The following is a 20,005-nucleotide window of genomic DNA, read 5'->3' as shown; positions in this document are numbered from 1 at the left end:
GGCATGCCTGCCCCAAAGCGCCTTTTCCCCCGCTCCAGCTGGCCAAGCCTCAAACTGTCTCGAAGGCGGCGCCGGGGCCTGTCCGCTGCCCTGGCGGGCCTGGCCGCGCTCTGCCTGGGCACTGCCGCCTGGTTGCACGACGGCGTCCCCCAGGCGGATGTCTCGCTCAACGACGGCGGTGTGTGGGTGACCAGCACCGCGGAGCACCTGGTGGCCCGATTGAACTATCCGTCCAAGCAGGTGGACGGTTCAATCCGCACCGCGTCCGCGGACTTCGACGTCACCCAGAGCGGGGAGGACGTGCTCGTCCCCGACCTGGCGGCCGGCTCGGTGGCGGCGGTGGATCCCACCGCCGTGGCACTATCCACCAGCACGCAGCTGACCGGCGGAACTACCGTGTTGCAGGGCGCGGACCGGGTGTTCGCCGTGGATGCCGAGGCCGGTACCGTATCCGGCACCACCGTCGACGCGGTTGACCTGCTCGCCGCCGCCCCCACCCTGATCGAGGGCATGCCAGGCGTCGTGGCCGTGGCCGGCACCGACGGCTCCCTGTATGCCGTGTCCTCCCGATCCGGCACACTGACCACGGTTCCGGCGAACTCCTCCGGATGGGGAAAGGCCTCGGCACAGTCGCTGAGCTTCACCGACGCCACCGACCTGGCCATCACTGCCGTCGGCGATCGGCCGGTCGTGCTCGAGCGCGGCACCGGGATCGTGCACCTGCCTGACGGGACGAGCACGGATCTGGGGACCTCCGGCCTGGTACTGCAGCAGCCCGGTCCGAGCGCCGACGCCGTCCTGGTGGCCTCGCGGACCGCGATTATGTCCGTCCCGCTGGACGGCTCACCGGCGACCACCATCCCGGCCTCTGCCGACGGCGAGGCGGCTCCCGGCGTCGCCGCCCAGCCTGTGCGCCTGGGCGACTGTGTCTACGGCGCCTGGTCCGGCTCCGGCCAGTTCCTGCGGCAGTGTGGCGACGACGTCGACGCCGTCAGCGACGACGCCCTGGCCTCCTCCTCCCGGCCCGTGTTCCGCGTGAACCGGGACGCGATCGTCCTCAACGACATCACCCAGGGAACCGTGTGGCTGCCCGACGAGAACCTGGTCCTGGTGGAGGACTGGACCGATATCACCTCCCAGACCGACGACCAGTCCGACGACAAGGACGAATCGGCAGAGACCTCCGACGCCCAGTCTCAGCCCGAGCGCACCGAGGAGAACCACCCGCCCCAGGCCAATGACGACACCCTGGGCGTGCGCCCCGGACGCTCCACCGTGCTGCAGGTGCTGGCCAACGACTCCGACCCGGACGGCGACGTACTCAGCGCCGAACCGGGGGACACCGGCACCGCCCAGGTGACCTCCTCCCAGTCCGGCCTGGCGCTGCGCATCGACGTCCCCGAGGATGCCACCGGCACCTACACCGTCCCCTACACCGCCTCCGACGGGCGCGGCGGCGCCGACTCCGCGGTAGCCGCCGTGGAGGTACACGACTGGAGCGTCAACAACGCCCCCGAGCAAATCTCCACCCCAACGCTGGTGATCGCCGCCGACGCCTCCGGGTCCCTAGACGTGCTGGGCAACTGGCTGGACCCCGATGGCGACACCCTCTACCTGGTGTCCGCGCAGGGCGAGGGCTTCGACGTGCGCACCACCAACGAGGGCACCGTCACCGTGCGCGACATGACCGGCGCCGTCGGCACCCGTACCCTGACCGTGGTCGTCTCCGACGGGCAGCAGGCCGCCTCCGGCACCGTTACGGTGGACGTACAGTCCGCTGACTCGGTCGCCCCCATTGCCAACGCCGATCACGTGCTGGTGGTCGCCGGGACATCCACCGTGGTCTCCCCCCTGGACAACGACGTCTCCCCCACCGGCGACCCGCTCAGCTTGGCGGGCGTGGAGGAGACCCCCGCCGGCACAAGCCTGGAGGTCAACCAGCAGGCCGGCACCTTCACCTTCTCCGCCGAGCAGGCCGGCACCTACTACGTCACCTACGATGTCACCGCCGGCTCCGCCGTGGCCCAGGGGATCGTGCGCGCAGATGTGGTTGAGCCCTCCGAGCCGGACGTCCCCCCGGTCACGGAGAACGACACCGTGCTGCTGCGGGAGGGCGGCTCCGCCACGGTTGCGCCGCTGAACAACGACTTCGACCCCGCGGGTGGCGTCTTGGTGCTGCAGTCGGCGAGTGCCCCCGACCAGTCGGGGGTGAGCGTCACGGTGGTGGACCACTCCCTGCTGCAGGTGTCCGCCCCCGGCGCGATCGGGCAGAGTGTGGAGGTGGAGTACACGGCCTCCAACGGGACCGCCTCCGCCACCGGCCACATGACCGTGGTCCCGGTCACCACTGCCGAGTTGCAGGTGCCGATCGCGAGCCCCGACTCCGCCGTCGTGCGCGTGGGCGATGTGGTGACCGTGTCCGTGCTGGACAATGACACCTCCCCCTCGGGACTGGCCCTGAGCGTCGCGGATGAGCTCGGAGTGGCTGGTGCGGACCTGGGCACCGCCTGGACCAGCGGCGACGTGGTTCGCTTCAAGGCCGACGATGCCCCGGGCCGCACCACCCTGTCCTACACGGTGTCCGACACCCAGGGGCAGAGCGCCTTCGGCCAGATCGACATCGAGGTGCGAGCCCGCGACGACGCCGCCAACGCCGCTCCGGTCCCGCAGAGCCTGGAGGCCAGCACCGTCGCCGGCTCGGCGGTGGCCATCACCGTGCCGCTGGACGGGATCGACCCCGACGGCGACTCCGTCAGCCTGGTGGGGCTGGCCCAGACCCCGACGTCGGGAACCGTGGAGGCCTACTCCACCTACCTGACCTACACCCCCCACGAGGGGGCCACCGGCACCGACACCTTCACCTACACGGTCGAGGACCGCTTCGGGGCGCAGGCCACCGGGACCGTGCGCGTGGGCGTGGCCGCAGCGCCCGAGACGAACACGGCTCCGGTGGCCACCGACGACCTGGTGGTGGCCCAGCCCGGCCGCACCGTGGTCACCGACGTCGTCTCCAATGACTTCGACGCCGACGGCGACACCCTCGCCATGGAGGACGCGCCCCTGAGCGATGACCCGGCACTGACGACCTCCATGCGCTCCGGGCGGGCGGTGGCAGACCTGCCCGGCACGGAGGGTGTGTATACGGCCCACTACCGGGTCGCCGACGGACGCGGCGGCATGGACGTGGGCACCATCACCTACCAGGTGCTGGCCGACGCTCCCCTGATCAGCCCCATCGGCGTGGACGACTACGTCACGGTGGACCAGGTGGACGCAGACGGCATGGCGACCGTATCCGTGCTGGACAACGACCAGGACGCCGACGGCTCCCCCTGGGACCTGACCGTCACGACCGCGGACCCGACCGCCGAGGTGGTCGACTCCTCCATCCGGGTCAGCGTCGGCGACGAGCAGCGCCTGGTGCTGTACACGATCACCGATCAGGACGGGCTGACCGGGAACGCCGTCATCGTCATCCCCTCCCGCGACGACCTGCGCCCGCGGCTGGATTCGGCCGCCATCCCGGTGCGCATCCCGGCGGACACCACCACTACCGTGGATCTGGCCGACTACATCCTCACCCGCGTCGGCACGACGCCCACGGTCGCCGACGACGCGACGGTACGCACCGGAACCGGCCTGGATGAGGCCGCGGTGTCCGGCGGTGGTGGCTCCCTGGACCTGACTCCCGCCGCGGGCTTCTCCGGGCAGACCTCCGTGACCCTGACGGTGACGGACTCTGGAGGCGACGGCGCCCTGTCCTCCAACCTGACCCTGCCGGTGGTGGTGGAGGCCACCGGGAACACACCCCCCGGCTTCACCCCCACCGAAGTGATCGTGGCCGCCGGAGAGGACGCCGTCACCGTCGACCTGTCGGCCATGACCCAGGACGCCGACGGCGACGAACTCTCCTTCTCGATCGGTTCCGCCCCCGCCGGCTTCACCGCCTCGTTGTCCGGCTCAACCGTGTCGGTATCGGCCGAGGCCGGCACGGCGACGGGCACCACCGGCACCCTGCCGGTGACGGTGGACGACGGCAATAACGACCCGGTGATAGGCCAGCTGCCGCTGCGAGTCTCCGAATCCACCCAGCCGCTGATGACGACGGCGCCGGCCGTGCTGACCTCCGACGGCTCCCCCGTCAGCATCGACGTCTCCACGCTGGTGACCAACCCCTTCCCCGACCAGCCGATCACCCTGTCCGGCTCCCCGCAGGTCACCTCCGGCACCGGGAACGTGACCACCTCCGGCACCACGCTCACCATCACGCCCGGGGCCGGCTTCGCGGGCCGCCTGGTGGTCCGCTACGAGGTACTGGACGCCACCGGCTCCGCCTCGCGTGCCGTCACCGGCACGGTCACCGTCACGGTCACCGCCGTGCCGAACGCCCCCACCGGGGTCTCGGCCAGCCCGTCCGGCGCCACCGCCATGAAGGTGTCCTGGGTGCCGGGGGCGGACAACGGCTCCGCGATCACCGGTTACACCGTCACCGAGGTGAACGGGGCCGGCTCCTGGCGGTGCGCCGGCTCTCCCTGCGCCGCCACCGGCCTGACGGCGGGCGGCACCTACTCCTTCCAGGTGGTGGCCACCAACGCCGCCGGAGACTCCGCACCGTCGGCCGCCTCCGCCCCGGTGACCCTGACCGTCACCCCGGACGCGCCCACCGGCGTGAGCCTGACCGGCGGGAACGGCTCCGTGACGGTCTCCTGGGGCGCAGCCACCCCCATCAGCGGGGTTTCCATCACCTATGAGGTGCAGCTGCTGCAGGGAGGCAACGTGTCCTCCACCCAGAAGGTCTCCGGCACCTCGGCGACCTTCGGCCAATTGAATCCGGGCAGCTACACCGCCCGCGTGCGGGCGGTGGTGTCCGGCTCCGGGCAGTCCGCCTGGGCCACGTCGGCCGGCAGCGCCAGTGTCTACGGCGCCCCGGGCAAACCGGGCACGCCCAGCATCAGCTGGGACGGAAGCAACCTGAACATCAGTTGGACCGCCGCGGCTAACAACGGTGACGCCGTCAGCTACACCGTCGCCATCTCCGGTTCGGTCATGCAGACGGTCCAGGCCGGGACCAACACCTCGGTGTCCGTACCGGTCTCGCTGGGGGCGGGCACACACGCCGTCTCGGTGACCGTCACCGCCGCGAACCAGGCCGGCTCGGCCACCTCCACGCCGGGCTCCAAGAGCTTCCGCATCACCGGCAAGCCCAGCGCACCGTCGGCACCCGTAGCGGCCGCCTCCGGGACCACGATCACCATTACCCAGGGCTCGGTTGCCGCCTCCGGCGGCGGCTGGGACGCCGGCGAGCTCGAGATCGAGTACCGACTGGTCGACGCCGCCGGCAACCAGGTCAAGGGCTGGGACGACGACAACACCTCCTTCTCCGGCCTGACCCCGGGCGCCACCTATTACGTGGAGGCGCGCACGGTGGTGGACGACGACGAGTCCATCGTCTCCGCCACGGTGCGCTCGAATGCGATCACCATGCCCAATCATTACAGCAACGACTTAACAGTAAATGTCGCATCGGGAGGCTGGGATTATCAGGGCCGCCCCTCATGGTGGAATAGACGCGTCACCGGGCTGACGCTAACAAACTGGGCACCCGATACTCAGGTCACTTGTCAGGCCTCCTGGAAGGGGAGCGGTTGGGAGGCCTGGCCGAATTGGGAGACTACGCTTTCCACGACAGTCACAGTAGATTCCTCCGGGAGCTGGTCAGGAAGCCCGACATGGAAGGATTCCGACGGCAGAATTCAAAACGTACTGTTGACGCATGATTTGGATCCAGCGGGCTGGTTCGGGTGCAATTGACCCGGCATACCCCTAAAGAGTTCAACGTTCTAGAGGCTGCCTGAGTAGCCCAGACGATGGTCGATAATCCTTCGGCCAGCCACGCTCGGACGAAAGGAGCACCCAACCCCATGCCCATGACCCAGGAGAACGCGACGTGGTTCGCCGAAACCTTTGACAAGGTGGTGGACAACGTCGGGGAGGCCCTACTCGGCAAGCAGGACGTGATCCGCCTGGCGCTGACCACCATGCTCGCCGAGGGGCACCTCCTGCTGGAAGACGCCCCCGGCACCGGCAAGACGGCACTGGCCCGCGCCCTGGCCGCCAGCGTGCAGGGCAGCCACTCGCGCATCCAGTTCACACCGGACCTGCTGCCGTCGGACATCACCGGCGTGACCATCTACAACCAGAAGACCACCGCCTGGGAGTTCCACCCCGGTCCGGTCTTCGCCTCCGTGCTCCTGGCCGATGAGATCAACCGCGCCTCCCCCAAGACCCAGTCCGCCCTGCTGGAGGTCATGGAGGAGTCGACGGTCACCGTCGACGGCGTGCAGCACGAGACCGGCCGTCCCTTCATGGTGATCGCCACCCAGAACCCCATTGAGCAGGCCGGCACCTACCGGCTGCCCGAGGCGCAGTTGGACCGCTTCCTGATGAAGACCTCCATCGGCTACCCCAGTCGAGAGGCCCTCACCAGCATCCTGGCGGGCTCGGATCACCCCGACCGCTCCCGCGGGCTGGAGGCCGTCATCACCTCCGGTGCGATCGCCTCCATGTCGGATATCGCGTCACAGAACCACGTGGAGGACTCGATCCTGGATTACATCGGTGCCCTGGTGGAGGCCACCCGCGAATCCCCGGACACGCAGCTGGGTGTATCCACCCGTGGCGCCATCGCCATGGCCCGGGTGACACGCGTGTGGGCGGCCTCGCAGGGGCGCCCCTACGTGCTGCCGGACGACGTCAAGGAACTCGCCGAGGTGGTGTGGGCGCACCGCCTGGTCATGGACCCCGACGCCGCCTTCTCCGGCGCCACCGCCGCCGGGGTCATCACCCGTGCGCTGGCCGACGTGCCCGCCCCCACCACCCGCTGAGCGAACACTCATGGCCAGCCCAGCTTCGCCCCCGCAGACACAAGCCGACACGCCCTCGGCCATGCGGCACACCGTGCAGGAGACACTGCGGACCGCCCGCACCGCCACCGCCCGGCTCCGCTCCGGCACCTCCCGGTGGCGCAGCTGGGGGGTGGTCACGGCTGCGCGCCGCAGCCTGGCCGTAGTCACCTCAACCGGCTGGGCGTGTCTGCTGCTGCTGGGTATCTGCGTCGTCGGCGGGGTTCGGGCCGGCTGGCAGGAGGCATGGGCCGCCGCCGCGGTGCTGGGCGTCGTCGTCGCCACCGCCTGGCTGTGGCTGCTGCCGCGCGGCGGGCACACCGTTCACCACGAGCTGTTCGAGCGGCGCGTCACGGTCGGGGACAACGCCATCGTCCACGTGACCGTGCACAACCCCACCGGCCACCCCCTGCTGCCCACCCGCATGGAGATGCCCGTGGGAGCCGCCAACGCCGTCTTCGCCGTACCCACGCTGTCTCCGGGAGGCGACCACGAGCGCGGCTTCATCCTGCCCACGGCCCGCCGCAGCGTCGTCACCGTCGGCCCGGTCATCTCGGTCAACTCCGACCCGGTCGGCCTACTGCGCCGCGAGCGCAATCGCACCGAGGCGCAGACCGTGCACATTCATCCGCGTACGGTCCGGCTGGGTGTGACCCTGCGCGGCATCATGCGCGACGTCGAGGGCGCCGTCACCCAGGAGCTGTCAAGTTCGGACGTGTCCTTCCACGCGCTGCGTGACTACGTCCCCGGAGACGACCGCCGCAACGTCCACTGGCGCACCACGGCCCGCACCGGCCGGCTCATGGTGCGTCAGTTCGAGGAGACGCATCGAGCCAACCTACTGGTGCTCCTGGACACCCGGCCCGACGACTACGAAACCGCCGAGGACTTCGAGACCGCCATCTCGGTGGCCTGCTCACTGGCACTGGGCGCCATCTCCGACGGCCGCGAGGTCACCGTCCTCACTCAGACCGAGGCGCTGCCGACCGCCACCGGCATGCGCCTGCTGGACGCCTCCTGCCTGCTGACGGAGACGCCCGACGCCTACGGCTGCGACGAGCTGGCCCGCCAAGCCACGACCCGCCACCCGGAGGCCTCCGTGATGGTGCTGGTCACCGGTCAGCGCTGCGAGGACACCGTGCTGGGGCGCGTGCGCACCATCACCCCGGTGGACACGGTGGTGATTGCACTGCGCTGTGGGTCCCGCCCATTCGGACGCCGCACCCTGGGCACTCTCACCGCCTTCGACCTGGACCGCCTGGAGACGCTGCCCGCGGTGATGCGGAGGGCGGTATGAGCGCCCTGCTTGGAAAGCGCTGGCTCTACCAGTTGCTGGTCACCGTGCTGCTGCTGATCGGCACCGTGCCCTTCATCATTCCCTTCGGCTCCACGGTCGGCATGCTCGTCGCCGCGGTCGGAGTAATCCTGGGCGTGGTCATCGGCCTGGCCACCGCCCGCGCCCACCTGTCGGCGCTGCCCACCCTCGCCGTCACGGCGACGGCGCACGTGCTGCTCGCCCCCTTGCTGCTACCCGACGTTGACCACAACCTGCACGGGCTGCATACGGTCCTGTCCGCCACCATCACCGTATGGCGCGACGCGCTCGCCCTACCGCTGCCATTGACCGCCTTCTCCGCCATGACGGTCCTGCCGTGGCTGACCGGGCTGACCGGAGGCGTGCTGGCGACCCGTGCCATCGCGGCGGACCGGCTCCACCTGGCCGGATTCGTAGTCCTGGGCGCGGCGGCGATCGGCGTCGCCTGGGGTGACGCGGACGCGCCCCTGCCGGCCGCCATCGGCGCGGTACTTGTGGCCGGTGTGCTCGGAACGTGGGCGCTGGCCGCGCAGCGAGGCCGGCGCGAGCGCGTGGCCGAGGCCCTGGAGGACTCCGACTCGGGCATCGCTACGGGTACCCGTCGCGGCGTGGCCCGGGCGGGTGCGCTGCTGCTGGCGGTTGCACTCGCCGTCGCCATCACCGCCCCCGCCGCACCACACACCCGCACGGTGCTGCGGGACCTGTTCACCCCGCCGCTGGACCTCACCGAGTACGCCACCCCCCTGTCGCTGGTACGCACGCTGGAGACGGAGATGGCCTCCACCAACCTCATGGAGCTCTCCGGTCTGCCCGAGGGCGCCCGCATACGCATCGCCGCCCTGGACTCATACGACGGCCTGTCCGCGCGCATCGGTCAGGATGCCGGCACCGGCTCTCACTTCCAGCACGTCGGCAAGGGGACGCCGCTGGTGGCCACGGACACCGCCTCCGCCGCAGGCAATGCGGCGGGCGCGGTGAACTCGGTAAACACGGGAAACACAGCCGACGCCGTCACCGTCAACTTCACTCTCGACGGCTACACCTACCCTTGGGTGCCCACCGTCGCCGACGCGCTGTCCATCACCCCCTCCGGGGCTCGCGCCGATGCCATCGCGGACTCCCTGTTCTACGACTCCTTCTCCTCAACCGGGATTGTCACTGCCCGACTGGCCGCGGGCGACGTCCTGACCGAGAACATCGCGGTCCCGGACGCCCTCTCCGACTCGGACCTGTCCCGGCTGGCGCTCGCCGACGTCGAACTCGGCCCCGTCGAGGATGTTCCGGCGGCCGTCCAGGCGCTGGCCCACTCACTGGTCGGCTCCGAATCGGAGCCGCTCAACCAGATCCGCATCCTCCAGCAGGCACTGCGCACGGGCTACTACTCCGACGGCACCAAGAGCCCCTCCGCCCCGGGGCACGGCGCCGCCCGCCTGGCGGCCATGGTCACCGCCGACTCCCTGGTGGGCGACGACGAACAGTACGCGGTGCTGATGATGCTCATGTGCCGTTCGCTGGGGATCCCGGCGCGTGTAGTCATGGGCTTCGATCCGGCTATCGACGGCGACGCCTCCGACGTCACCGGACAAGACGTCAGTGCCTGGGTGGAGGTGCCCTTCGAGCAGGCCGGCTGGATCGGTTTCACCGTCACCCCCGAACGCGACCAGGTGCCCCAACAGCAGAACGCCCGCAAGGTGTCCAACCCCGAGCCGCAGGTGCTCCAGCCCCCGCTGCCCCAGCAGGACCCGGCCGAACTGCCGCCGGTCTACGACGATAATGACAACAACGGCTCGGAGGAGGACCACGTCACCGGCGTCCCCACCGCCGTGATCGTCACGGCGGCAGTGGTCGCGGGGATTGCGGCACTGCTGGCGGCCATACTCGCCGCAAAGGCGCTGCGCCGTAAACGGCGCCGCCGTCGGCAGGGAGTTGAACGCGCCCTGGGGGCGTGGGACGAGGTGGTCGACCGCGCCCGCGACTTCGGTAGGAGGGCGCCGGACGGCGTAACCCGCAGGGAGGCGGCCGCCGAGCTCTCCTCGGGGTTCCCTCAGGCGGAGCTTCACCGCTTCGCGCGGGCAATCGACGCTCAGGTATTCGCGGCGGGCGACCCGTCATCGTACGATTTGAACCAGATCTGGGAATCCGCCGACCTCATCATCCCGGTGATGGGGTCCGATCGACCGTGGTGGCGCCGCCTGCTGGCGCGCCTGTCACCGCGGTCGTTGTGGCGGCCCGCTGGGCGCAGAGCGCGGCCAAGCACTTCGAGGAGGACACACCTGTGACGGCCACTTCAGCATCGCATCGCGCCGAGGGTGTGCCGACACCGCCCCTGCCCGACCCGGCGCAGGCCCCCGTCACGCGCACCCCGCAGGCCCCCGCCACCACGCTCTCGCCCACCCATGCCGACGCCGCCCGCCCGGCACCCATCCGGGCGCGCGTGCTCGCGGGGCTGGTCGATCTGGCCGGGGGTACCCTGGCGGGCGCGGTGCTCACCACGCTCCTACACCTGATCGGGCTCGGTAGTTGGGTAATCGCGGCACTGCTGGCGGCTGTGATCGTACTGGCAGTGCGCGAGGTGGGCCTTGGGCGCACCGGCTGGAGCCCGGGCGGCCGCCTCATGGATGTGCGTGTGGTCAACGACCGCAACGGGCTTCCCCCGGGAGTCGGCGTGCTCCTTCACGCGGACCTCACCTTCATATGTGTGGCACCGACGCTTGGACTGGGCGCCATTGCGCTGCTGTACACGGCTGCCGCGGACCCGGAGGGCCGAGGTTGGCATGATCGGCTCACCGGCGTCAGGATGGTGAGCGTGAATCCACACACTCCTGACCATGTCCCCGCCTCGCAACCCGAGGCCGTCCCAACCTCTGGAGCCGGCGCACGCGGGCCCTTCTCAGAAGCGCGCTTCGCATTCATGCCATCCGGGGGCCCGATTACGCAGGTGCAGGACACCGTCGACAGCGCCAGGGCATCCTCCGTGCCGAACAGCCGGGCGGCGATCATCGACTCGGTGCCCTGGTCGGCCGTGCCCACCGCGTTGGACGCCACCACCGATGACGCCCCCACCGCCCCCTCCGGCATCGCCGTCGGCTCCGCCGGCCGCAGTGCCCATGCCGCCGAGCCTGCGCGCTCCGAAACGCAACCGGCGCAGCCCAGCGGGGGCACGCGCCGCCGGAGACGTACCTCGCACCGCAAGCCCGAACCCGAGACGGTGCGAATCAGGCTCGTGCCGGCGGACGGTGGCGCACCGATCACGCTGGTCTCCCCCACGGTGGTCGGCCGGGATCCGGACAACATTTCCGCCTACCCGCAGGCGGCATGCGTCATCCTGCCCGACGTCAACCGCTCCATCTCCAAGACGCATGCGGCCCTGGCCCCAGTCCCCGGAGGCCTATGGGTCACGGACCTGCACTCCACCAACGGCACCCGCGTTGAGCAGCAGGGCAGCGTCAGGCAGGTGCAGCCGGAGGTGCCGGCCCCCGCGCCGGTCGGCTCGGTCCTCATCCTCGGGCGGGCGTCCTTCCGCGTGGAGGGCTGACGGCCGCCGCCGGCCCCGCCGGGCCGCGGCGCTCATGCGCCCGCCCCATCCTGCCAAGGCGCGCCACTACTCGGCGCTTTGCGCCTACCCTGCCGTCGTGCTCACACACAGTGAGGTAGGGGCGGAGGTTCTGCCATCGGCACGCACGCTGTAGACCTCGATGCAGGTGCTGCCCGATCGGGCCGGCAAAGTGACCGTGGTTGCCTGCGTGGACTGCATGGCGGGGTCCCGCTCCCCAGCCAGGTCCTCGCGATACAGGAAGCTGCCGTCCCAGTCCTCCTCCGGCGCCTCCCAGGTGAACGTGACCGTAGCGCCGTCGTCGGAGAGGTTGCCGACCAGGTTGCGGGGTGGTGTCACCGATGCTCCCAGCGGGTCGGCGCTGGCCGCCGGGGCAAGGGTCGCGAAGGTTGCGACGGGCCGACTGTTCTCCGCCATGCGTGAGCTGACCACGGCGGCAATGACCAACGCCACCGTGACGATCGCGGCGAGTATCCCGATCGACAGCCGCGAGCGCCGCGTTCCGTCCCCCGGCTCCTCATCCGTCGCCTGGACGTCGACGACGGGAACTTGCGTCTCGGCCTCTGCGACGGGCTCGAACACGCCCAGGCGCGTGGCCTTGGGATCGTCGAACAGGATGTCGGCATCGTGGATGGGTTCAGCGTCGCCGGCCGCGTGGAACAGATCCACCGCGGTGATGGGCAGGCCCAGTTCGGCCTGAACCTGCTGCAGTGCTCGTGCGAATGCCAGAGCCGAGGGGTAGCGTCGGGCAGGGTCCTTGTCCATCGCCACGCTGAGCACCCGGTACAGGGACGGCGGCACATCCTGGCGCCCCAGCGGCGGAAGCGGGTCTTTGATGATGCGCCGCGACAACTCGTAAACAGAGTCAGAGGCCTCGGGAATCTCAAACGGGCTGCGGCCCGTGAGCATCGCATAGGCGGTCGCCGCCAGGGAATAGATGTCCGAGGCCGGATCGGCCAGGTGGGATCCGACCAGCTGCTCGGGCGGCGCCCAGGGCACGCTCATGCCGCGCAACTCGTCGCCTTCACTGCGCGGCCCGCTCATGGCGGAGATACCGAAGTCGGAAAGTACCGGCCGACGATAAGCGGTGAACAGGATGTTGGCGGGCTTGATGTCGCGGTGCACGATGCCGACGCGATGCGCGGACTCCACCGCCCCGGCGATCTGAATGGTGGTGCTCAAGGCGTCGGCGACGCTCAGCGGCCCACGGCGCAGCACCGTGCTCAACTGCGGCGGCGGGCAGTACTCCATCACCAGGAACGGGCGCCCATCGTCGGCCGTACCCGCACCGTAGATGGACAGGATGGCCGGGTGCGAGGACACCTGCGCCATCAGGTTGGCCTCGGACTCGAAGCGGGAGACGGGGCCCAGAGCCACGCCGCAACTCATGACCTTGACGGCCACCTCCCGCTGTGGCATGTGCTGCTCGTACAGGTAAACCCGCGAGTAGCCCCCCGCCCCCAGGTCCCTCAGATAGGTGTATCCGGGGATTTCTGGAGGGGACTCCTCGCGGTCATGGGTCACGGCAGGTCCTCCAGCAGCAGCGACTGGCCGTCGCCCAGGTCGAGGATGTCACCGCTGCGCAGCAGCACCGGCTCGGTGGGGGGCATCCGCATCGGGGCGGCGCCGTCGCGCCGCAGCACGGTGCCGTTGGCGGTGGACAGGCTGCGAGCCAGCACGGACCACTCGTCGAGTTGGATGAGCAGATGGTTGCGGGAGATGACCTGCTCCGGGCTGGGCACCGTAATCAGCGCCGGTGTGGCGCCTCCCAGTTCACTGACTCCGTCCGGGGACGGCTCCCGGCCCACGAGCACCGGCTGGTCGAGCACGACCTCTCCGCCGGAGGAGACGCGCACCCGGCCGAGCGGCGGGCAGGGAATGATGCGCGCCGGCTGGGTCAGTTCGGCACCGCACTCGCGGCAGGTGACGTAGTTGGTGGGGTTGGCGTGCCCGGATGGACACACCACCGACAGGGCCATACGGGTGTTCTCCGTTTCAGGCACCTCCGTGTGGGCCGCCGGCAACGGCGCGGCAGAACCAGAGTCCGCCTGCTCCTGCTGGTCCGGCAGCATCCGACCGAGTTCGTCAACGAGATCCTCGGGTAGGTCTGCCACCGTCCAGCCGTCGTGGTCACCGGGGCGGTCCTGGCTTTCCGCAGCCTGCTCGGGCTCCGGGGTTGCCTCCGAGTCGCGTCCCACGGCAGGGGGCGAGTCTGGGGCGGAGTCGGCCTCGGGCTGCGCCGCGTCGGGCTCGACCGTCTCCGGCTGGATGTCGGGCTCGACCGTCTCCGGCTGGATGTCGGGCTCGACCGTCTCCGGCTGGATGTCGGGCTCGACCGTCTCCGGCTGGGTGTCGGGCTCTGGGGCGGCGGCATCCGCCTGCTCGCTGTCGGTGTTCTCCGCCGCGGAACCGGTGTCGGGCGCGCCCAGCTGGAGCCTGCCGGCGCGCAGTACGGCGTCGACGACGGGGCGCAGCACTGTCCCCGGCTGCCCGGGCACGGACAACGAGATACCGGGTTCGCCGGGCAGCGAAGCCTCCACCCAGGTGGCCACCTTGGCGGCGTCGAGGCGCTGGCCGTCAACCTCCAGGGACGGAGTGCCGCGCAGGGCGAGGTGGGTCCCCGAGTCCTCCAGCAGCACCAGTGCGAAGTCGGGGATGCGGGCGAGGTGCCCGCCGGTGCCCATCACGAGTCGATCGAGAATTGCGGTCAGGCCGCCGTCGGGGGATCGCAGCAGGCGCCAAAGCTGAGTCACCAATTCCTCCGGCACTTCCGGCGGCAACAGCAACACCCCTCGCGGCGTCACGGCTGCGCTCCAGGCGCCTTCCGCCCACAGAGTCTCGCGTTCGTTGTTCGCGTCGCTCACGTTATCTCCTTACAGCCGTTGTCCAGTGGGCTCGAAGCGATGGCACACCTGCTGGGAAGTGTCTCACACGCGACAACCCGCGCCAACCGCAATGGCCGGCGTAACCCGTCACCACTAACTACCCGTCTGTGGCCGAAGCGGGCGCCCCCGCCCCAAGCCGTTACTGAATTGTGCATTCGGCATCTCCGAAGTAGACGCGCCGTCCACGTTCCACCGTCTGCGCCCGCCCCGGAGTCAAACGATGAACCCCGTGGGCGTCCTCCGCATGCGTGCCGTTGGTCGAATACAAGTCGGTTATGAGCACGCCGCCGCGCACCGGCTCCAACAGCGCGTGAGTTTTGGAAACCGATGGGTCATCCTGGAAGTCCACCAATAGCCGGCTCGCCCTTCCCGGGAGCGGATCGGGCGCCCGCCCCACCACGGTCGGCTGCGCCACGGTGAACAGGCGCCCGTTCGCCGTCGCCACCCGCACCAGTTCCGGGCTGCGCTCCTTGGCGACCACGATTGTCCCAGCCATGCGGTCATACCAGGTGCGGTGCCAGCCGCCGGCCTCCATGCTCACCACCATGGCAAGCGGGAGCACCCCGAATGTCGGCAGGGCCGCCAGCGTGAACAGCCAGGCGCGTTCGGCGGCCGCGGCCCCCGGAGGATCCGCGGGGCGGATCGCGCGCCGCAGCCGTATCGAGGTCAGCAACTGCCCCGGGCTGGCACCGGTCAGCGCCTGCACCAGAGTCATCAGCGCCGCCGTCAGCAGGCCCGCGGCCAGCCGACCCGCGGGCGACAGCGGTGCCAGGATGCCGACCGCAGCGATAATCGCGATGTCCACGATGCCGCTAACCACGCGCCGACGCCGGGAGGCTGGGATCGGTGAAGGAGCGGAGTCGGCCACCCACACAGCATAGGTCCTGCCGCATCCGATATATTGCACAGGCCTGTTAAAGGAGTAGCACAATGCAGATCGCCGTCTCCCCGAACCTCGACCGCTGGGTCGTCATCCCCGAGTTTCCCCCGCCGGGGTGGGCACGCATGGAGGCGCAGACCCGCAGCCGCATGCTCGACATGACCGGCCCCCAGTGGCGCACGGCCTTCGCGAACCTGCTGGAGGAGCTGCGACACACCGAGCGGGATGTTTCCCTGGCGCGGCTGCTGCACGTCGGCGAGGGCGGACATCAGATCTTCGCGGTCGACCTCAGCCTGGTAATCGCTCAGGACGACGGCACCAAGGAGGGGCGGCGGGCCACCCAGCGCGCACTGATCGCCGACCTGCTTCCACAGTCCGAACCGCAGCGGCTGCGCCCCACGCCGCAGACGGCCGGATTCCAGGCCGTGTCAACGGACACCGCCCCGGGCACAACCGCCCACCCCAGCGCCATGGTCGTGCTGCGCATGGCGGGACTGCCGACCGTTCCGGTCGACCTGGTCATGCGCGCGTGGAAGGCCAGCCCGGAAGTGGTGGCCGGCGCGCTGGATGACATCGTCTCCCTCGGCCAGGCGGTGGCCCCGGTGGACGTGTTCAACGAGTCACCCGGCCAGTGAGCTTCGAAACAGCCGGTTAGTACTCGGCCGCTTCGGCGGCCTGGAGCCACTGGGCCTCCAACTCCTCCCGCTCGGCCTCGGCCCGGGCGAGCTGCCGGCCTAGTTCGGTGAGCTGTTCCACGTCTACCTGCGCCGAGGCCAGCTCCATCTGCCGGTTCAGCTCGTCGATATGGGCCGTCGTCTTCTCCAGGCGGCGCTCGAGGCGGGCGAGTTCCTTGCGTGCGGCATGCAGCGCGGCGCCACTGCGCGCGGAGGCCGCCGGGGCGGAATGGGACTGTCGGGAGGCCGCCTGTGCGGCGTCGGACGCCTCGCGGCGCAGTTGCAGGTACTGCTCCACTCCCCCGGGCAGATCCTGGAGGGCGCCGTCCCCGAGCAAGGCGACCTGGTGGTCGGTGACTCGCTCAAGCAGGTAGCGGTCGTGGGAGACGACCACGAGCGTGCCGGGGAAGGAGTCGAGTAGGTCCTCGATGGCGGCGAGCGTGTCGGTGTCCAGGTCGTTAGTGGGCTCGTCCAGCAGCAACACGTTGGGCTCCCCCATCAGCAGCCGCAGCAGCTGCAGGCGGCGCCGCTCCCCGCCGGAGATCTCCCCCACGCGCGTCCAGGCGCGCGAGCGGGTGAAGCCGAGCCTTTCCACCAGTTGCGCGGCCGTCAGCTCCTTGCCGGCGACCAGGGTGCGTTCCCCGACCATGGCGACGGCGTCGACCACGCGCATCTCGGCCAGCGGGTCGAGTTCATGCGTGGTCTGCGACAGGGTGGCGACGGCGACGGTCTGGCCGCGCACGACCCGCCCGCGAGTGGGGGCGAGAGTGCCCTCCAGTAGCCGCAGCAGAGTGGTCTTGCCGGCGCCGTTGACGCCGACGACGCCGACGCGCTCGCCCGGTGCGAGTCGCCAGGTGACCCGGCGCAGCACCTCTCGCCGCCCGGTGGGGGCGGCGGGGTCGGGGTAGTCAACGCTGACGTCTTCCAGGTCGATGACCTTCTTGCCCAGCCGGGCGGTGGCCATGGCGGCGAGTTCCACGGTGTCGCGCGGTGGTGGCACGTCGGCGATGAGGGCCTCGGCGGCGTCGATGCGAAAGCGCGGCTTGGAGGTGCGGGCGGGAGCGCCGCGACGCAGCCAGGCCAGCTCCTTGCGCAGCAGGTTCTGGCGCTTGGCGGCGGCGGTCGCGGCCAGGCGGGCGCGCTCGGCGCGAGCCAGCACGTAGGCGGCATAACCGCCGTCGTAGGTCTCCACCCGCCCGGGAATCTGGGGGCGGTTGCCGCCGGGGTCCACGCCGGGTACGACCTCCCACACATGGTTGCATACGGCGTCCAGGAACCAGCGGTCGTGGGTGACGGTGACCAGGGCGCCGGCGTCGCGGCGGCGCGAGAAGCGGGCGGACAAGTGGCGGGCGAGCCAGTCGACGCCCTCCACATCCAGGTGGTTGGTGGGCTCGTCGAGGATGACCAGGTCGGCGTCGGCGGTCAGGACGGCGGCCAGGGCGACGCGGCGACGCTGCCCGCCGGACAGGGAGGAGACCGGGGCGTCCAGATCGAGGTCGGCCAGTAGGCCGGCGTGGATGTCGCGCACCGCCGGGTCGGAGGCCCAGGCGTGCTCGGGGGCGGCACCGTGCACGGCGGTGCGCACGGTGGCTTCCGGGGCGAACCGGTCCGACTGGGACAGCAGCGCGGCGCGGGTGTCCCCGGCGCGGGTGACACGGCCGGAGTCGGGCTCCCGGGTGCCGGCCAGCAGGGCCAGCAGGGTGGACTTGCCGGCGCCATTGGGGCCGAGCACGCCGACGCGGTCGCCGTCCTCAATGCCGAGGTTGACGTCGTCGAGCAGGATGCGGGGGCCGACGGTGGCGCGGACGGATTCGACGCCGAGTAGGTGCGCCATCAGCCCACCATCCGGGCGCCGGCAATGGGGGCGTCGGCGCGCAGGGCGCCGGCGACCAGGCCAGACGCATTCAGGGCGTTGGCCACGGCGGCCGCGGTGGTCGGGTCGGGTGCCAGAGCGGCGATGGTCGGGCCGGAGCCGGAGACGATCGCGCGCAGGGCGCCGGCGGACTCGGCCAGGGCGATGACCTCGGCCAGCTGCGGACGCAGGTCCAGGGCGGCGGGCTGCAGGTCGTTGTGCAGGGCGGCGGCCAGGGCGGCGGTGTCACCGTCGCGCAGGGCGGCGGTCAACGCGGCGGGCACATCGGCGGGGGCTGCGGCCACGGGGGTGAGCTCGTCAAAGCGGCGGAAGACGGCGGGGGTGGACAGTCCCTGCGCGGAGGTGGCGAAAACCCAGTGGTAGGTGCCGCGGGCCAGCAGGGGGGTGAGCCGGTCGCCGCGGCCGTGTCCGACTGCGGTGGCGCCGTGCAGCGGGAAGGGCACGTCCGCGCCGAGTTCGGCGGCGAGCCCGGACAGTTCGGCCTGGGTGAGCGCGGTGCCCCACAGGGCGTTGCAGGCGACCAGGGCGGCGGCGGCATCGGCGGAACCGCCGGCCATGCCGCCGGCAACGGGGACGCGCTTGCGCAGCAGCAGGTCGACACCATCCCCCACGCCGGTGGTTTCGGCCAGCAGGGCCGCCGCGCGCACGGCCAGATTGGTGGCGTCGGTGGGGACGGTGGGGTCCGGCTCGGCCAGGGTCAGGGTGATGGTGCCGCGCAGGTCGGCGGCCTGGCGGCGCGCGGTGACGGTCTCGATCAGCCGAACGGCCTGGAAGACGGTGGTCAGGGGATGGTAGCCGTCGGGGCCGGGGACACCGGCGGACAGGAACAGGTTGACCTTGCCGGGCGCTTCCACGCGCACCTGCGTCAGTGATCCGGAGCGGGGCGGCTGCGGGGCGGCCCCGGGAACGGCGTGCAGTGGGTTCATGTCTGGTTCCTATCCGGTTGCGTCGATGCCGGGGCGACGGCGGCGCCCGGGGCGGCGGGCAGGTCGCCGGCTTCGGCCAGGGCCTGGGTCAGGGCGGCGAAGGCGGTCACGTCCAGGCTCTCGCCGCGGGCGCCGGGGTCGATGCCGGCAGCGCGGGCGGCCACCTCCACGGCCGCAGGCGAGCCGGCGAGTGGCGCGAGCGCCCGGCGCAGGGTCTTGCGGCGCTGGGCGAAGGCGGCGTCGACGACGGCGAATACCTGCTCGCGGGTGGCGGTGGTGGCCGGGGGCTCGCGGCGGGTGAGGGTGACGACGGCGGAGTCGACGTTGGGGGCGGGCCAGAAGACGGTGCGTCCAATGCGGGCGTCGCGGCGCACCTCGCCGTACCAGGCGGCTTTGACGCTGGGCACCCCGTAGGTGCGCGAGCCGGGGGCGGCGGCGAGCCGATCGGCGACCTCCGCCTGCACCATGATGGTGGCGGTGCGCAGGCTGGGCAGGGCAGCGAGCACGTTGAGTAGTACGGGCACGGCCACGTTGTAGGGCAGGTTGGCGACCAGCCGCGTGGGCGGCGGGGCAGGCAGTGATTGCGGCCCGGTTATGGTCAGGGCGTCGGCGGCCAGCACCGCCAGGCGGTCTGCGGCGTCGGGCAGGCGGTCGGCCACGGTGACCGGCAGGGCGCGGGCCAGCACGGGGTCGATCTCTACGGCGATGACGCGGGCGCCGGCCTGAAGCAGGGCGAGGGTCAGGGAGCCCAGCCCGGGACCGACCTCGAGGACGGTCTCGCCGGGGGCAACGCCGGACAGGCGCACTATGCGGCGGACGGTGCCGGCGTCATGGACGAAGTTCTGCCCGCGCGTCTTGGAGGGGCGCAGGTCCAGGGCGCGGGCGAGGCGGCGAATGTCGGCGGGGCCGAGGAGGCCGGGGTCGCTGTCGCGGGCGTCGGATTGGGGCACGCGCCCAGCCTATGCCAGGCGCGGTGATCGAGCCGCCGCGAGACCAA

Annotated in this window: 12 protein-coding genes; 6 read left to right on the top strand and 6 right to left on the bottom strand. The window is 71.1% G+C overall.

Features of this window, described 5'->3' with window-relative positions:
• Positions 1 to 3: 3 nt before the first annotated feature.
• The 5 genes from ACGLYG10_RS04330 to ACGLYG10_RS04310 all read left to right on the top strand — a co-directional run bounded on the left by ACGLYG10_RS04330 (position 4) and on the right by ACGLYG10_RS04310 (position 11,752).
• A complete protein-coding gene (locus ACGLYG10_RS04330; protein ID WP_083565653.1) occupies positions 4 to 5,811 on the top strand; it encodes an Ig-like domain-containing protein in 5,808 nt (1,935 codons plus the stop codon).
• A gap of 110 nt (positions 5,812 to 5,921) precedes the next feature.
• On the top strand, positions 5,922 to 6,884 hold the full coding sequence (locus tag ACGLYG10_RS04325; RefSeq protein ID WP_073328274.1) for an AAA family ATPase: 963 nt from the start codon (positions 5,922 to 5,924) through the stop codon (positions 6,882 to 6,884).
• Positions 6,885 to 6,894: 10 nt separating this feature from the next.
• Positions 6,895 to 8,199 (top strand): DUF58 domain-containing protein, encoded by a 1,305-nt coding sequence (locus tag ACGLYG10_RS04320; protein WP_244542575.1) that lies wholly within the window; start codon positions 6,895 to 6,897, stop codon positions 8,197 to 8,199.
• Positions 8,196 to 10,496 carry a transglutaminase-like domain-containing protein gene (locus tag ACGLYG10_RS04315; protein ID WP_073328271.1) on the top strand — a complete coding sequence of 767 codons (2,301 nt, stop codon included), beginning with the start codon at positions 8,196 to 8,198 and terminating at the stop codon, positions 10,494 to 10,496. The genes ACGLYG10_RS04320 and ACGLYG10_RS04315 overlap by 4 nt, the downstream gene beginning before the upstream one ends.
• Complete coding sequence (locus tag ACGLYG10_RS04310) at positions 10,493 to 11,752, top strand: RDD family protein (protein WP_139240822.1); 1,260 nt, start codon at positions 10,493 to 10,495, stop codon at positions 11,750 to 11,752. Before ACGLYG10_RS04315 ends, ACGLYG10_RS04310 begins: the two co-directional genes overlap by 4 nt.
• 84 nt (positions 11,753 to 11,836) lie before the next feature.
• On the opposite strand, the gene ACGLYG10_RS04305 is transcribed toward ACGLYG10_RS04310, so the two are convergent.
• The 3 genes from ACGLYG10_RS04305 to ACGLYG10_RS04295 form a co-directional block, all read right to left on the bottom strand.
• Positions 11,837 to 13,294: a serine/threonine-protein kinase gene (locus ACGLYG10_RS04305; protein WP_073328266.1), complete on the bottom strand. Its 1,458-nt coding sequence runs from the start codon at positions 13,292 to 13,294 to the stop codon at positions 11,837 to 11,839.
• On the bottom strand, positions 13,291 to 14,634 hold the full coding sequence (locus ACGLYG10_RS04300) for an FHA domain-containing protein (RefSeq protein WP_073328263.1): 1,344 nt from the start codon (positions 14,632 to 14,634) through the stop codon (positions 13,291 to 13,293). Before ACGLYG10_RS04300 ends, ACGLYG10_RS04305 begins: the two co-directional genes overlap by 4 nt.
• Before the next feature lie 160 nt (positions 14,635 to 14,794).
• Complete coding sequence (locus ACGLYG10_RS04295) at positions 14,795 to 15,523, bottom strand: FHA domain-containing protein (RefSeq protein WP_244542574.1); 729 nt, start codon at positions 15,521 to 15,523, stop codon at positions 14,795 to 14,797.
• 62 nt (positions 15,524 to 15,585) lie between these two features.
• On the opposite strand from ACGLYG10_RS04295, the gene ACGLYG10_RS04290 reads away from it, so the two are divergent.
• A complete protein-coding gene (locus ACGLYG10_RS04290) occupies positions 15,586 to 16,170 on the top strand; it encodes a hypothetical protein (protein ID WP_073328261.1) in 585 nt (194 codons plus the stop codon).
• Between the two features lie 16 nt (positions 16,171 to 16,186).
• Here the strand turns inward: ACGLYG10_RS04290 and ACGLYG10_RS04285 are convergent, their stop codons facing one another.
• The 3 genes from ACGLYG10_RS04285 to rsmA are packed head-to-tail and all read right to left on the bottom strand — an operon-like array spanning position 16,187 to position 19,958.
• Positions 16,187 to 18,043 (bottom strand): ABC-F family ATP-binding cassette domain-containing protein, encoded by a 1,857-nt coding sequence (locus ACGLYG10_RS04285; RefSeq protein WP_073328258.1) that lies wholly within the window; start codon positions 18,041 to 18,043, stop codon positions 16,187 to 16,189.
• Entirely contained in the window at positions 18,043 to 19,008 is a 966-nt protein-coding gene (locus ACGLYG10_RS04280; RefSeq protein WP_073328256.1) for a 4-(cytidine 5'-diphospho)-2-C-methyl-D-erythritol kinase, read from the bottom strand. The genes ACGLYG10_RS04285 and ACGLYG10_RS04280 overlap by 1 nt, the downstream gene beginning before the upstream one ends.
• A complete protein-coding gene (gene rsmA, locus ACGLYG10_RS04275; RefSeq protein WP_073328253.1) occupies positions 19,005 to 19,958 on the bottom strand; it encodes a 16S rRNA (adenine(1518)-N(6)/adenine(1519)-N(6))-dimethyltransferase RsmA in 954 nt (317 codons plus the stop codon). Before rsmA ends, ACGLYG10_RS04280 begins: the two co-directional genes overlap by 4 nt.
• Between the last annotated feature and the right edge of the window lie 47 nt (positions 19,959 to 20,005).

Source organism: Actinomyces glycerinitolerans (genome assembly GCF_900098745.1).
Lineage (GTDB): Bacteria > Actinomycetota > Actinomycetes > Actinomycetales > Actinomycetaceae > Actinomyces > Actinomyces glycerinitolerans.
The sequence above is the reverse complement of the archived record's forward strand: the minus strand, read 5'-3'. Positions and strand labels throughout refer to the sequence as shown.